Annotated in this window: 16 protein-coding genes; 7 read left to right on the forward strand and 9 right to left on the reverse strand. The window is 38.6% G+C overall.

The features are described from left to right. Positions 1–273: 273 nt before the first annotated feature. The 5 genes from ACFSGI_RS21090 to ACFSGI_RS21110 form a co-directional block, all read right to left on the reverse strand. Positions 274–1,086, reverse strand: coding sequence for a TraX family protein (locus ACFSGI_RS21090; RefSeq protein ID WP_204826168.1), 813 nt, complete (start codon positions 1,084–1,086; stop codon positions 274–276). A 691-nt stretch (positions 1,087–1,777) separates the two neighbouring features. Continuing rightward, positions 1,778–2,533, reverse strand: a complete 756-nt coding sequence (gene pstB, locus ACFSGI_RS21095; RefSeq protein ID WP_204826169.1) for a phosphate ABC transporter ATP-binding protein PstB — start codon at positions 2,531–2,533, stop codon at positions 1,778–1,780. Positions 2,534–2,576: 43 nt separating this feature from the next. Further along, the gene (pstA, locus tag ACFSGI_RS21100; RefSeq protein WP_204826170.1) at positions 2,577–3,506 is read right to left on the reverse strand and encodes a phosphate ABC transporter permease PstA; all 930 of its coding nucleotides are present in this window, start codon (positions 3,504–3,506) and stop codon (positions 2,577–2,579) included. Continuing rightward, complete coding sequence (pstC, locus tag ACFSGI_RS21105) at positions 3,503–4,429, reverse strand: phosphate ABC transporter permease subunit PstC (RefSeq protein ID WP_204826171.1); 927 nt, start codon at positions 4,427–4,429, stop codon at positions 3,503–3,505. Before pstC ends, pstA begins: the two co-directional genes overlap by 4 nt. 147 nt (positions 4,430–4,576) lie before the next feature. After that, complete coding sequence (locus ACFSGI_RS21110; protein WP_204826172.1) at positions 4,577–5,506, reverse strand: phosphate ABC transporter substrate-binding protein; 930 nt, start codon at positions 5,504–5,506, stop codon at positions 4,577–4,579. A 221-nt stretch (positions 5,507–5,727) separates the two neighbouring features. Between ACFSGI_RS21110 and ACFSGI_RS21115 the strand changes: the two genes are divergently transcribed. Then, on the forward strand, positions 5,728–6,612 hold the full coding sequence (locus ACFSGI_RS21115; RefSeq protein ID WP_204826173.1) for a DMT family transporter: 885 nt from the start codon (positions 5,728–5,730) through the stop codon (positions 6,610–6,612). 94 nt (positions 6,613–6,706) lie between these two features. On the opposite strand, the gene ACFSGI_RS21120 is transcribed toward ACFSGI_RS21115, so the two are convergent. Continuing rightward, positions 6,707–7,393 carry an ArsR/SmtB family transcription factor gene (locus ACFSGI_RS21120; protein ID WP_204826174.1) on the reverse strand — a complete coding sequence of 229 codons (687 nt, stop codon included), beginning with the start codon at positions 7,391–7,393 and terminating at the stop codon, positions 6,707–6,709. A 121-nt stretch (positions 7,394–7,514) separates the two neighbouring features. Continuing rightward, a complete protein-coding gene (locus tag ACFSGI_RS21125; protein WP_204826175.1) occupies positions 7,515–7,949 on the reverse strand; it encodes a MarR family winged helix-turn-helix transcriptional regulator in 435 nt (144 codons plus the stop codon). A gap of 108 nt (positions 7,950–8,057) precedes the next feature. Between ACFSGI_RS21125 and ACFSGI_RS21130 the strand changes: the two genes are divergently transcribed. The 3 genes from ACFSGI_RS21130 to ACFSGI_RS21140 all read left to right on the forward strand — a co-directional run bounded on the left by ACFSGI_RS21130 (position 8,058) and on the right by ACFSGI_RS21140 (position 10,756). Next, positions 8,058–8,807: an SDR family NAD(P)-dependent oxidoreductase gene (locus ACFSGI_RS21130; protein ID WP_204826176.1), complete on the forward strand. Its 750-nt coding sequence runs from the start codon at positions 8,058–8,060 to the stop codon at positions 8,805–8,807. A 49-nt stretch (positions 8,808–8,856) separates the two neighbouring features. After that, entirely contained in the window at positions 8,857–9,684 is an 828-nt protein-coding gene (locus ACFSGI_RS21135; protein ID WP_204826177.1) for an SDR family oxidoreductase, read from the forward strand. 148 nt (positions 9,685–9,832) lie between these two features. Then, entirely contained in the window at positions 9,833–10,756 is a 924-nt protein-coding gene (locus tag ACFSGI_RS21140) for an arginase family protein (protein WP_204826178.1), read from the forward strand. Positions 10,757–10,791: 35 nt separating this feature from the next. Here the strand turns inward: ACFSGI_RS21140 and ACFSGI_RS21145 are convergent, their stop codons facing one another. Further along, positions 10,792–11,109 (reverse strand): YtxH domain-containing protein, encoded by a 318-nt coding sequence (locus tag ACFSGI_RS21145; protein WP_204826179.1) that lies wholly within the window; start codon positions 11,107–11,109, stop codon positions 10,792–10,794. 140 nt (positions 11,110–11,249) lie between these two features. On the opposite strand from ACFSGI_RS21145, the gene ACFSGI_RS21150 reads away from it, so the two are divergent. Continuing rightward, complete coding sequence (locus ACFSGI_RS21150; protein WP_204826180.1) at positions 11,250–11,675, forward strand: MarR family winged helix-turn-helix transcriptional regulator; 426 nt, start codon at positions 11,250–11,252, stop codon at positions 11,673–11,675. A 63-nt stretch (positions 11,676–11,738) separates the two neighbouring features. Next, positions 11,739–12,326 carry an NAD(P)H-dependent oxidoreductase gene (locus tag ACFSGI_RS21155; RefSeq protein WP_204826181.1) on the forward strand — a complete coding sequence of 196 codons (588 nt, stop codon included), beginning with the start codon at positions 11,739–11,741 and terminating at the stop codon, positions 12,324–12,326. 136 nt (positions 12,327–12,462) lie between these two features. Here ACFSGI_RS21155 and ACFSGI_RS21160 read toward each other — a convergent pair whose 3' ends face one another. Then, positions 12,463–13,593, reverse strand: a complete 1,131-nt coding sequence (locus ACFSGI_RS21160) for an AI-2E family transporter (protein WP_204826182.1) — start codon at positions 13,591–13,593, stop codon at positions 12,463–12,465. A gap of 251 nt (positions 13,594–13,844) precedes the next feature. On the opposite strand from ACFSGI_RS21160, the gene ACFSGI_RS21165 reads away from it, so the two are divergent. Beyond that, positions 13,845–14,795 (forward strand): aldo/keto reductase family protein, encoded by a 951-nt coding sequence (locus ACFSGI_RS21165; protein WP_204826327.1) that lies wholly within the window; start codon positions 13,845–13,847, stop codon positions 14,793–14,795. Positions 14,796–15,215: the final 420 nt, after the last annotated feature.

Raw genomic sequence — 15,215 nt, forward strand, 5'->3', positions numbered from 1 at the left:
TTATAGAGAAATTAGTCAAAGTAAATGTCTACCAAAAGTAGTTATCGTGGTACATGATTAAATTGATAAATAGGTAGTTCAGCAACCACTACAAAGGCAATAACAACAACGACAATAATAACACCTGCAAAAATAAAGCGATCAGCCATAAGATCATCTCCTACGTTATAAATAGAAATGTAATTCATCGAATATAAAGATAAGTCACTGCATTTAACAGATATCGTTCTTAATTAGAAGACGAACGATATCTGTTTTTTGCATCTTCTTTTTTTACTGTTGTATCCAATAAGCTAATAGATACAGAAAATAAATATGAGCAGGATAGAATAGATAAAAGAAATATTTCATATTACGTCCTTTTTCCCCGTTATATAACCAGATCGGAATCACTGCAAAGATCATCAGCCATTGAAAATTAGTATCTAAATCAAGCAGAGAAGGTCCAGACATGAAGCCTATTATCAACGAAAATAAAATGAAAAAAGCTATTTGCCCTATACGATGCTTGCGTAGTAGATAGAACATCACGCCCACCAAAACAAATAAGTAACTACCTTCAACCAACATAGGTATAGGTAATACATATATGAGATAAAGGCTCCATGATGGAATATGTTCTTGTGATAATAGACTGATCGCTAAAAAACTCAAAAGAACAGGAACGATCATCAGTCCGATCGTACCTAACATTTTCCACCAGTGATGTTGAAGGATACTTTGAATCAATTGGTCAATCAATAACATGTACAGTACAGCTAGGAATAACGTCCCGAAAATATTATTAATTAGCACATTGTCTGAAGGAAATGCTGTTTGCAATTCTTGACTGACGAAATTCATCCCGACAAAACCAATATATAGATGCAGTAAATACTTGAATCGATTACGGGTATAATGAAATCCTTCCGCACTCAAAAATAAAAAGATAGGTGCAACAATTCGACCTAACCATGTAAACCACATCGGTATACCGTCAATATAGAAAAATTGATGAACATGATCAAAAACCATCAATAGGATCCCGAGTACTTTAAGCTGAAAATGATTGAGTGTTATTCCTTTATGAAGTGTGAGCGTAGACAATATCAGTCACCGTCCTTTAGTAGATGACTCAAGCATAAAGGACAAGCCTATAATCAACTATCGATTTACCTTAAACTTTCCTTACATACCGTTTAAGGTTCTGTTCGTATGCATAAGAATACGATGAAAAGATAGCTAATTTTATTTAAAAACTTAAAAACGCTATAATAATTCGATAATCTATCTAAAAAAAATAAGCTGTACTATAAAAAAAACGTATTTTTTGCTAATTTAGACTGTAATGTATGCAGTACATTATGGTATAATTGCTTTATACAAAACCTACTTGTAGGCAGAAAGAAATAACCTGTTATGATGCGTCAACATCATAACAGGTTACACGACAGTTGGTGGGCGACCACGGTATGAATTCCTTTAATATTGCTAAAGAAAAACCACCGGAAAAGAGGCCGTTAACCTAGTCCCGGTGGTTTTTCTTGTCTTTGGATTTTTTCGAGATCGAATACAATGTATATAAGCTAATCAGAATACTGATCACATTATCACTGGCATTCAATATCTTGAAAATCCATTCCAGAAATGACACGGCGTCACCCCCTTTCGGGACGTTCACACCGCATCAACCCACCGGGTAAGCTGTCGTTGTTCATTATATCATCTGTACGAATAATCGACTACTAAAAATAGCGTAAAAAAGTTAATTTTATACTGTGAATATAAAAAAGACGCTTCATCCGAAGCGTCCCATAATATAATCTTGTGTGGATTGTTGAGTTGGATTAGTGAAAATTGTATCGGTTTCACCATGTTCCATCAATTTACCTAAATAGAAGTAAGCTGTATAATTCGATACCCGTGCTGCTTGTTGCATATTATGAGTCACGATAACGATACGTAGTTCATCTTTCAGTTCACTAATCAATTCTTCTACTTTGCCTGTAGACACCGGATCAAGTGCTGACGCTGGTTCATCCAGTAATAGAATCTGTGGTGTTACTGATAATGCACGTGCTATACATAGACGTTGTTGCTGTCCACCGGATAAAGAGAGAGCAGATTCTTTTAGTCTGTCTTTGACTTCATCCCAGAGTGCCGCTTTACGTAGGCTAGACTCTACAATTTCATCTAGTTGCTTGCGATTTTTGGTGCCATAATAACGAGGGCCAAATGCAATATTTTCATAGATCGATTTGAAAAATGGATTAGGACGTTGCCATACCATACCAATACGTTGACGCAGCTTAATCACATCGGTAGAAGAGGCAGTAAGATCGACGCCATCCATCCAGATATGCCCTGTTGTACGAGAACCAGCGATCTCATCATTCATACGATTCAATGAACGAAGAAATGTAGATTTACCACAACCGGAAGGCCCGATAAGTGCAGTCACACTTTGTGCCGGGAAAGACATACTTATATTTTTAACGGCTTGATACTCACCATAATAGATGCTCAAATCTTCTGTACTAAAAGGTAATGCCATTGAGAAATTCCTCCTTAAATTCACTCCAAAAGCAGATCGGATATTAACTCATTCGTCTTAAAGCGGTCATATAACGATAAAGAGTGCGTCCTAAGAAACGAGCTAATAGATTGAAGATTAACACCATAATCACAAGTACCGCTGAAGCGCCTGCTGCAATCTGCGTCGCATCTGGAGCAATACCTTCACTGTTTACTTTCCAAATATAGACTGCTAAGGTCTCAGCCGGACGAAGCGGATTGATTGGTGAACGTGGACTTAGTGGATTCCAGTTCGAAAAATCAAGTGGTGGTGTACTCATACCTGCTGTAAATAATAGGGCTGCCGCTTCACCAAATACACGACCAGATGCCAAAATAGTACCTGTAATTAAAGAAGGAATAGCAACCGGTAGCATAATGGAAGTGATGATTTTCCATTTGGATAGACCTAATGCTAAGCCTGCTTCTTTTTGCTCTTTAGGAACCCCTGCAAAAGCTTGCTCTGTAATCCGCACCATTAACGGTAAGTTAAAGATCGTCAATGCTAGTGCACCGGATAATAAAGAGAATCCAAGATTAAACGTATTGACAATTAACAACAAACCGAACAAACCGATAACGATAGAGGGGAAAGAAGATAGTACTTCTACCACCAAACGAATAAAGTTCGTTAACTTACCTGGCTTCGCATATTCAGACATATAGATACCTGCTCCAAGACCAAGTGGAACAGTAATCAACATCGTTAAGAATAATAAGAATAAAGAGTTAAATAACTGAGGACCAATGCCTCCGCCAGCTCGCATCGTTTGTGGAACAGTTGTTAAAAAGCTCCAACTGATATGCCCGAGTCCACGGAATAAAATAAATCCAAGTAAACCGAGTAGAATCGCTACAATCGCCATTGCAAATGTAACGATGAGCACAGTTGCCACTTTATCCGTAACTTTTGCGCGTTTTCTTGCTTTGTGATTGACTTTTACTGTGCTCATAACCGGTTTCTCCTTTCAAGTAGACGAATAATCAAGACGAAGACAAATGTCATCAACATCAAGACAAGCGCCATACTCCACAACGCATTATTCTGAATTGATCCCATCGCTGTGTTACCCATACCCAGTGTGATTACGCTGGTCAGAGTCGAAGCAGATTCCAGTAAGGATGTAGGGATATGTGGTGAGTTACCAATAACCATCTGTACAGCTAACGCTTCACCAAAAGCACGAGCCATACCCAGTACAATACCTGTTAACAATGCAGGCATAACCGTTGGCAAAACAACACGATAAATCGTTTGCCAGCGTGTAGCACCTAGCGCATATGAAGCTTCACGTAATCCGCGTGGAAGAGAAGCGAGAGCGTCCGCAGCAACACTCGTAATCGTTGGCAAAATCATAATAGACAATACCAGTGCTCCTGCGCCGATCCCAATTCCTTGTCCGCCTACATGTTCACGTAGAAACGGTACAATGACACTCAAACCAATAAATCCGTACACTACCGAAGGAATACCTGATAGTAATTCAATCGCGGGTTGAAGGATACGTTTACCAAAGCTAGGTACAATTTCTGTCATAAATAAAGCAGCCGAGATACTCAGTGGGCTAGCGATTAATGCCGCAAGCAGAGTAACCATAAATGAACCTGTAATAAACGGTAATGCTCCAAAAGAAGGCGTATCTGCTTGAGGATTCCAATTGGTGCCTAAGAAAAATTCTTTGAGACTGACGCCATTAACAGCAAACGTAGCGACACCTTTCGATGTTACAAAATAAACAATCGATATAATAACAGCAATCAGAAATACGACACAGATAGACGTGTAAATTTTACCGATCCAGTCTTCTACGCGATGCTTTTCCATAGGCCAGGCGCGCCTCCGTGCTTCTCTTGGAGTTGTGTTGGATTGCTCCATACGTTAAAACCTCTTTTCTTCAACTTAAATGGTAATGATTAGAAAATTTCGGACTATAGTAAACGTGAAAAGAGAGGCGGATAGTCCGCCTCTTCCAGCTATTGCCTTGGAAACGTGAGTTTCCTCTTTTCACAGTATGATTATTCATTACTTCGTGATTTTACCATCAACATCACGTTTTACTTGCATACCAGAGATCGAGATATACCCAAGATCTTTTACATCACTGTTTTGTACTTCATCAGTCAACATGTAATCAAGCAAAGCTTTAGTTGCTGCATCAGGCTCGCCTTTTGTATACATGTGCTCATAAGCCCAGACAGGGTATTTACCACTTTCAACGTTCTCTACGTTAGCATCAACACCATCGTATTGAATCGCTTTAAGGCTATCATCAAGGTAAGAAAGAGCCAAGTAACCAATAGCACCTGGAGTTTCAGTTACCAATTTCTTAACTGTTCCTGAAGAATCTTCTTGGATCGAACCTGCCAAATCTTCTACTTTTTGTCCTAGAGCAAATTTCTCATAAGTTGCACGAGTACCTGAGCTACTTGGACGGTTAACGATAACGATAGCTTGATCTTTACCGCCAACATCTTTCCAGTTTTTCACTTTACCAGTGAAAATATCGATTAATTGTTGTTTTGTTAAGTTAGTTACACCAGCCGCTTCGTTAGCTACTGTTGCAATAGCCACAACCGCTACTTGATGATCAACCAATTCTTTTGCTTTATCAGCATCTAATTTTTCTTCTGCAAATACATCAGAGTTACCAATGTTTGCTTGACCTTCAGATACTTGAGTCAATCCTGTACCGCTACCGCCGCCTTGTACTTGAACGGAGATGTTAGCATATTTTGAATCTGCCATGAATTTCTGAGCGACTTGATCAACCAATGGTTGTAATGCAGTCGATCCTACAGCAAGTACCGATCCGCTAAGTTCTGTACCTGTGGAAGCTTCTCCTGTAGTACCCGTTGTTGACCCTGATCCTGTAGTACCTGTGTTAGACCCACAAGCAGCAAGCACAAGAATCATCGTCAGTGTAAATAATAAAATTGGCAGTTTTCTAGACATCGTTTAAATCTCCTCCCCCTAATTAAAGGACCATACGTTTATGTTTTATTTTTGACTACTCACTTATTGTAGGGGGGCAATGTTAGGTGTAAGTCCGAGTTTTGTAAACTCTGTATTAAAATTATACGAAATATTGTATTCCATACTTCGATCAGTATTGAACTATTTTACGATTATAATCAGGACAGCGTAGCGAAAAGAACAAGATAGGGAGATTTGAGATGAAGACTTGGACGTTTATAGTATTGATTGTGTTAACGACTTTTTTGATGGGTTCTTCTTTTGCTGTAGGTAAAATAGGGCTCATGTATGCTTCGCCTTTATATTTGGTAGCTTTACGTTTTATAGTGGCAGGGGTAGTGATGTTAATCGTTGTGCTTCTGTTACGAAGACCACATCCAACCGGAAAAAGAAACTGGCTGAAAATAGGTGTGATCGGTGCTTTACAGACAGCAGGTGTGATGGGATGCATTTTTATAAGCCTCCGTACGATTACAGCAAGTGAATCGTCCATTTTAACATTTACCAATCCATTGCTGGTGGTAGTACTAGGTACGATTTTTTCAGGAATACGCTATAAATGGTATCAATGGATCGGTGTGTTATTGGGAGTGATTGGTGTGTCTATCACAGTAGGAGCACAAGTAGAATGGAAAATAGGCATCGTATGGGGGTTATGTTCAGCGATATTCTGGGCGACCGCTACATTGTTAGTGAAAAAGTGGGGTGTGCTATTTGATACATGGGTATTGTCTGCGTATCAGATGTTGTGCGGAGGAATCATTTTATTGCTGCTTAGTGTGACATTGGAACAGCCCTTTTTTATCTGGAACCATGAGTCGATATTAATTTTGCTATGGTTAAGTATATTCTCTTCTATTATTCAGTTTGCTGTCTGGTATTATGTGTTACAACATGGCGATCCGGGGAAAACGAGTTCGTTTTTATTTTTAGCACCTTTTTTTGGAGTGTTATCCGGTTGGTTACTGCTAGGAGAAACGTTATATGTTTCGAGTATTGTAGGGGGATTATGTATTATAGTAGGAATTTATCTGGTGAACCGGCAATTTCAGTCTAAAAAGGGATCGGTCAGCACACTCCAATAGATCATCATATACACTGTACGTTGTTGATATTTCCTCATACATGCACTAAAAAATAAAATATATACGCGAAATGTGATACGTACAGCTATATGATCTATCGTTTAAGATCGAATACAGTGTGCAAACCGCTTGTTCCTAGTTCAGTTACTTTAATCGCTCGAATCGAAGGCACTCTTACAATCCACCCGATATCGAACAAATGATTCATCAGCCCTTGCCCTAATGCACCGCCTAAATGATGTCGACGTTCACTCCAATCCAGACAAGCATGAGAAAACGAACGACGTTTGCGCTTGAGGGTAGGTAAGTCTAGTCCGAAATGAGTAAAAAAGGTTTCCCCTTTAGGCGTGATAAAAAATTCAGTATCTCCTGTAGTGATGTATTGGTTAGCCAGCAGCGCATCGGTCAGATCTACCCCTAATTTGCCAGCTAAATGATCGTAACAAGTACGGGCTTCGCGCAATAGCTGAACTTGAGTCGATTGCCTTAACGAGCGTACTTTTGGTGGCGCAGAGATAGCTAGAAATGATTCTAAAAGAGAGGCGATATCTGTACTGGCTAACTGATAATAACGATGTCGCCCATTTTTTTCAAAAGTGATCAGTCGTCCTTCGATTAATTTGGATAAATGAAAACTAGCAGTCTGCGGTGTAATGCCTGTCATCAATGCCAGTTCACTAGCAGTATGAAAACGTCCATCCATTAGATGGGTCAAAATAGTAGCTCGTGAAGGCTCAGCTAATAAAGAAACCACTTCAGCAATATTGGGATTAATACTCATCACATAGTCCTTTCCATATCATCTATATAGCTCTAATTACAACAAATCAAATATCAAAAGAGCAAGCAAAAGCGGGTAGTTGATGTGCTTCTGCTTGCTCTTTTTGGATGTACTCTAATTGTTATTTGGTTCTTTCTGCTAATCTGGTAATTAATTCAATATCTTGATCGGTCAATTGTTCCAAAAAATGTTGGCGTATCGCTTGCGAAAGAAAAGGACGAGCATTATCTAATGCTAATTGTCCTTCAGATGTGATCTCTACCTGAACTCCGCGATCAGTATCTAAAGGAGTTCGCATCACCAATCCACGCTTTTCCATACGCTTGAGATGATGAGAAAGTCGACTTTTATCCCAATTCATAGAGTCTGCCAATTCCTGCTGACGAAGTTTGCCTTCTCCAAAAAGAACCAACCGATCTAGTATTCCAAAATCACTTTCTGATAATCCCGTATGATCCGACATTTCTTTGACAATACGACCAAAAATCGTGTGGAACGTACCTTTCCACATATGCCATATTTTCATTTCTTCTTGATTGATCTCATGATTATCCATAAACGTATAATAGCATGGTTGACACGTCAACTTCAACGTGTTAAATTGTATTTAGGTTGACACGTCAACCTTAGAAAAATACTTCTATTATTATCAAAGGAGATCATTATGCATAACAAACAGGTTGCTTTGGTCAGTGGAGCGAATAAAGGAATAGGTCTACAGATTGCAAAAGATCTTGTCGCAAAAGGATTTACTGTACTGGTAGGATCGCGTAATTTGGAAAAGGGTAAGATGGCTGTGAATGATATAGGTGAAGGCGCTCAGGCTGTACAACTAGATGTCACCAATCAACATTCTATTGTAGCCGCAGCAGAATATATTGAGAAAGAATATGGTCGTCTGGATGTATTGATTAATAATGCAGGCATCTCCCATCCAGGCAAATCAGATGGGAATTTTCCAGAAAGTGTTCAATCCGGTCTATTAACAGTAGCTCCTATGGAAGATATACGTGCTGTTTTTGAAACAAATGTGTTCGGCGTAATTGCTCTTACTCAATCGATGTTACCACTTCTGCATCAAGCTCCAGCAGGGCGTATCGTGAATATAGGAAGTTCTGGCGGATCGTTAACATGGAATTCCAATCCCGATAACCCTCATCGTGCTATGTTTGGAACGTATTCTTCTTCCAAATCTGCACTTCATGCGATTACACTTGCGTTTGCATTTGCTCTGGAATCGACTCCGATCAAAGTCAATATTGCTTGTCCTGGCTTCACCTCGACAGCTCTTAACAACTTTGCAGGTACCCGTAGTGTAGAAGAAGGTGCACGTGAAGCAGTTCGTCTTGCTATGATTGGCCCAGATGGTCCAACAGGAACATTTTCAGATGAGAACGGGACAGTAGCCTGGTAATAGTAGTCAAATAAATTCATTTATAGATAGGATAAGGTGAGCTTTAATAATGCGTGTATTTGTAACAGGAGCAACAGGTTATATCGGTTCTGCTGTCGTTCGTGAACTTATAGATTCAGGGCACACTGTTGTAGGGCTGGCTCGCTCAGATCGCAGTGCGGAGTGGTTGCAAAAGCTAGGGGCAGAAGCTTATCGAGGTGATATAGATCATGTGATCAGCCTTCAACAAGGTGTTGCTCAAGCAGACGGTGTTATTCATTTAGCATTCAAACACGATTTTTCAGATTTTGAAGGTTCGCTTGCGACAGATTTGCAGGTGATAAAGACGATAGGGGCAGTACTGGAAGGTACGGATAAGCCGTTTGTGACTACAGCTCATTTTAATGGAGTAGCTTCTGAAGAAGTAGCATTGTCACTAGCTCAGCGCGGAGTACGTACATCTATTATAGAACTTTGTCCGTCTGTACATGGAGAAGGAGATACTGGTTTTATTCCTCAATTAATTGCAATCGCCAAAGCAAAAGGTGTGGCAGCTTATATCGAAGAAGGCACTAATCGTTGGCCTGCTGTTCATCGCTTAGATGCTGCCCATTTATATTGCATGGCATTAGAAAAAGCAACAGCAGGATCAAGACTAGATGGAGTTGCAGACGAAGGTGTCGCATTTCGTGATATCGCTACAGTGATAGGTCGGCATCTAAATGTGCCTATTGTTAGTATTTCACAGGATCAAGCACAAGATCACTTCGGCTTTCTGGGAGCACTGGCAGCTTTAGATATTCCACGATCGAGTCAATCTACTCAACAACAACTGGGATGGCAACCAATACATCCTTCTTTGCTTGCCGATTTAGAGCAAGGGCATTATTTTAGCTAATGACAGATAACAACTCATATATACCATTAACTCCTCTTCTATATACTAGAAGGGGAGTTTGTTTGTTAAAATAGAGAAGTGAAACCAGTGATCATTTTTAAAGTGTATGATCTTCAATATCTAATAGGAGCAAGAAGGAGAATAACATATGGCTATTGATCTAATAGATGTTTTTGAATTTCCTACGAACTTAGGTCTGACTAAGAAAGAAGAAGATCAACAACCAGGTGTTTATTTATTACCAGATCATTTCAAAACATATGGGTTATACGATCATCTACCTATACAAAATAGATACACCTTAATAGCTCCGTCTTACGAGATAAAAAAAGATACAGTATCCGGCATACTTAATATAGAAGCTGTTGCTCATTATGCAGTCCAACAAGCAGAGCTATTAGCAGGTGCGCTTGAAGAAAAAACATTTAAATTAATTATCGGTGGAGATTGCAGTATTTTGGTTGGCAATATGATGGCATTAAAGCAAAAAGGTACTTATGGACTGTTCTTTTTGGATGGTCATACCGATTATTTACCTACTTTATCTTCTCATACCGGCGGTGCAGTAGCAGGGCTTGATCTAGCTATTGTAACGGGGCTAGGAGATGAGCGAGTAACGAATATAAATAATCTCAAACCTTATGTTCTTGAAGAACATGTATTTTGTGTGGGCAATCGAGAGTTGGACGATTCTTATGTTCAGCCTATATTAGATTCTGCTATTCATTATATTGATCTACCTACACTACGTAAGACAGGCATAGAACATATTGTGAAGCAATTTCTAGAGATGGTCGATCAGCAACAATTGGATGGTTTTTTTATTCATTTTGATGTGGATGTCTTGAATGATGATCTTATGCCTGCTGTTGATAGTAGGCAACCGGATGGACTGGATTATGTAGAATTGATTCAGATACTGGCACCGTTAGTCGCTCATCCTCAAGTGGTTGGACTTGAAATTACAGTACTTGATCCTCATTTAGATCAAGAAGGAAAGTATACTTCTAAATTTATTCAACAGCTTGCTACACTTTTTGACGATCAAAAAAACTCTTCTACGTTAACATAGAAGAGTTTTTTCGTATTGAAATGTATAAGTTACACTTAGCTTGTATGTGAGTCTTTAAAACCTTGAATTTCACCTTTAACTTCTTTCGTAGCAGATTGTGCTTCGTCTTTGAAATCTTTGACAGTGTCTAAAGAATCTTTGACCATGCCTACAACTTCTTGACCTTTTTCAGCAAGAACATGTCCGCGTTCGTTCAACATTGGAGCGTTCTCAACAACAAGATCAGTCAATTCTGCAACACGAGTACGAATTTTGTCACCTTGTGGAGTAGAGAACAAAAGGGCTGCTCCTGCACCAATAAGTGCTCCTGCTATTGCTCCTGTAATAATTGACTTTGTAGATTCGTTATCCATTATCGTCGACCCCTCATCTTAACAATTTAGTATTTAATGTATTATTACCCAATCTGACGGATATCACACTTATTCTTTATAATATAAAATCAGAAAAAATAATACTTGTAATTATATAGATATCTATGTATTATAAAAATATGCTAAATTATAACGCTTGTGCAATGATCTCGAAGATTCGTGATGACGTGAACAAACTGATTATCACAGAGTTAGAAAAGAACAATATTACAGATGTTGTTCCTTCTCATGGGGATATTCTTTGCTTTTTGTACAGTGAACGATGTAGCTTGTCTGTTAATACATTAGCACAAAAAGTACATCGTACTCAGCCAACGGTTACAGTGTTGGTCAACAAATTAGAGAAGCTTGGTTATGTAAAGCGTATCAAAGATGATCATGATCATCGTATAACAATGGTTCATTTAACAGATAAAGGTTGGGAGTTAGAGCCGATCTTTAATCATGTATCTGAGGCGATCAATCAGAAAGTCTACGGTCATCTTAATAAAGAAGAACAAGAACAATTTGAGTATTTGTTAGAACGTGTGTATTCCGGGCTTTGAGTTAGTGAGAGCCTTTTTTTATAAAAATATATAGATATCTATCTAATGAGGAGAATGTTATTCATGAAACATCTAATCGTATTTGCTCATCCACATCAAGAAGGAACCAATCAAGCTATTTTAAAAAGAATGGTACAGACTTTAGAATCTCAAGGACATGAAGTTGTTGTTCGTGATCTGTATGCATTGAATTTTCAACCGGTACTAACAGAAGCCGATACAGAAGCAATGAAAGTTGGTAATACACCAGCAGATATCAAAGCAGAACAAGAATACATTACTGCGGCTGAAGCAATCACGTTTATTTATCCAATCTGGTGGACAGGTCTGCCTGCTATTTTGAAAGGATATGTAGATCGCGTGTTTGCTTACGGATTTGCTTATGGATATGGAGAAACAGGGATTGCTCAATTACTTACTGGTAAAAAAGGATTAATTATTAACACACATGGTCAATCTAACGAAATTTACGATCAAGTTGGAATGACAGACGGTTTGAAAATCACTTCAACAACTGGTATTTTTGGATTTGTAGGCATTGAAAGTGTAGGGCATTTGTTATTTGGTAATGCACCATATGCAGAGGAAGCTCAACTAGAAGCAGTATTGCGTCAAGTTGAAGAAACAGTAACGACTGCTTTTAATAACTAAAAAATACTAGGTCTAACCCAAATAGGTTATAGAGCTAATATAGAAATAAAAAAACGAGCTCCTTATTAAATAGGAGGCTCGTTTTTTTGCTTCATATAACTTTCATTGCTACAGCTTTATGGTAAGCTTCGCAATTTTATAATTTGAAAATAGAATCGTTATTTGGTTTGTTCGGTGTATCATCAAAACTATGATTCATTTTGTCTTTCAAATACATACCGTAAATATGCACGATTCCGATTTTTACAACCATATACAACGGGATAACAAGCAACATTCCGAGAATACCGCCCATATCGCCACCGACCAGTAGCAGAACGACGATCGTAAATGGATGGATATCCAATTGTTTTCCGAAAATAATAGGTTCTAACAAGTTATTTTGGATCATTTGCGCGATAATGACGATTACGATCGCCCAGATTCCCATTGCAGGAGATTCAATTAATCCTACAATAGCTACCGGAACAGCAGACAAAATCGCACCGATATAAGGAATAAAGTTAAGGAAGAAAGCCAAAAATACAAGCAATAAAGAATAAGGTAAATCAATAATCAAAAATCCAATATAAAGCAGTACACATAATGCCAGGTTAACCAGTACTCGACCTGCAATAAAGCTACTTAACGAATCGTCCATCTCATCTAGCATCGCTTTTCCATCTTCTTTGTGTCCAGCAGGGAAAAGTTTGAGCAATTGAGGTGACAAACGTTTGTCATCTTTAAGCAAGTAGTACAACATAATAGGCACAGTAGCGACAACCAATACAAAGTTGGAGATAAATGAGAACATACTTGAAATATGAACAGATAACCAATCAAAAATAGTATTTAAATATTCTGTTAATTTCGCAATCATATCCTGATTATTTTCAGCAGGAATATATTGTTGAATCGTTGGATTCTGTTGTAATAGCTGAATCTGAGTAATAATACTTTGTGTAAATCTAGGTGCATTCTCAATAAAGCTTGTCACCTGATCACGTAATGTAGGCCAGCCGATAATCGAGAAAATCGCTAAAACGATAATAACGACCAGATACATTAGTAAAATCGAATACGAACGTTTCAACTTTTTCTTTTCCAAATAGTTAACGAGTGGACGTAGTGGATAGTAGAGAAAAGCTGTGATTAAAAGTGGAACAATCGTAAGACTAATCAAGGAAGCAATTGGTGTGAAAATAAAATCAACCAGCGTCCCCAAATAGACAATCAGGAGTATAAGCGCAATACCCGCACCTATACGAAAAAAGCGTCTTTGTAGCATAAAAAAATCCTCCTCCAAAATCTTAAATGGTCATTATGTAGAAATGTAGTATATCTCTATTTACTCATACGTACAAAGTAGTGAGTTGGATGCATCAATAGAAGTGCGATCAAAATTCTTCTTTGGGTCTATGTTACTATATAAACCTCAATATGCTTGCTTAATCTTCACAGAGAGGTAAAATAAAAAAGGAATCATTTGTAAGCGTTATTAAATAGCTACATATCCAGGGAGGCGTATCTATAATGACAATGAATTATCGCAGATTAGGTGGTAGTGGGCTGAAAGTAAGTGAAATTAGTCTGGGCAGTTGGCTCACTTACGGAGGATATGTGGAAAAGGAAAATGCGGTTCAATCGATTCGTGAAGCTTATGATTTGGGAATTAACTTTTTTGATACAGCTAATGTCTACGAACGTGGAGAAGCGGAAAAAGTTGTCGGTGCTACACTGAATGATTATCCCCGCGAATCTTATGTACTGGCGACCAAAGTATTTGGCGATATGGGAGACGGGCCGAACGATAAAGGGCTATCTCGCAAACATATTACCGAACAATGTCATGCCAGTCTAAAGCGTCTTGGACATGATTATATTGATCTTTATTATTGCCACCGTTTTTCACCAGAGACACCGATCGAAGAAACATTACGTGCACTCGATGATCTGGTACGTCAGGGCAAAGTATTATATGTAGGTGTAAGTCAGTGGACAGCCGCTCAGATGCAAGCTGCTGTTGGTGTAGCAGATCGTTACTTGCTCGATCGTATTGTCGTCAATCAACCGGTCTATAATATGTTCAACCGTTATATAGAAGAAGAAGTCATTCCACTTGGTGAAAAATATGGTATCGGACAAGTGGTCTATTCACCGCTTGCACAAGGATTATTAACAGGTAAATACACATCCAAAACCGATATTCCAGCCGATAGTCGCGCAGCTAAGCTCAAATGGGACGACGATCGCTTCAGCGATGACAAACTTTCTCAAATCGGACAACTACAAAAAATTGCTGATGAAGCGGGCATCCCGTTAACACATCTGGCACTAGCATGGATTTTACGTCAAAAAAATGTATCCAGCGCTTTAGTCGGAGCCAGTCGTCCTGAACAAGTCAAACAAAACGCCAGCGCATCCGGTATTCAACTGAGTTCAGACGTGATCGAAGCGATCGAAAACGTATTAACTGTCGAAAATAAATAGAATGTATTACTCTTTCAAGCCTTCCAGCGTTATGGAAGGCTTTTTAGTTTAACTATATACATAACCATCAATATCCTAATTTCAAATATCTCACTATCAAAATAATTCACCTATTTGTACCGATAATATAATAAAGAGGTAAGAGTAATGAAGATAATTTAAACTAATATCATCTTTAAAATTCCTACCCTACCCTCTCCCACCCAAGATTTTAGGTTTTGCTCTAACTCATTTCAATGTGCAATTTGATATCCTACGCCAGCGGAGGCAATCATTATTCTGAAAGAGCTAAAAGCTTTCTAACGAAAGCTGCTTCGGAAGCAAATACTAAGTTCGCCTTTAGAACGTAATCCCCACCGCAAAGCGGTACATCAAGGGATTCCGTTCTACCAGCGACGACAAGAATAACGATTGCTGTAG

Source organism: Paenibacillus nicotianae (assembly GCF_042681745.1).
In the GTDB taxonomy this organism is placed as follows: Bacteria; Bacillota; Bacilli; order Paenibacillales; family Paenibacillaceae; genus Saccharibacillus; species Saccharibacillus nicotianae.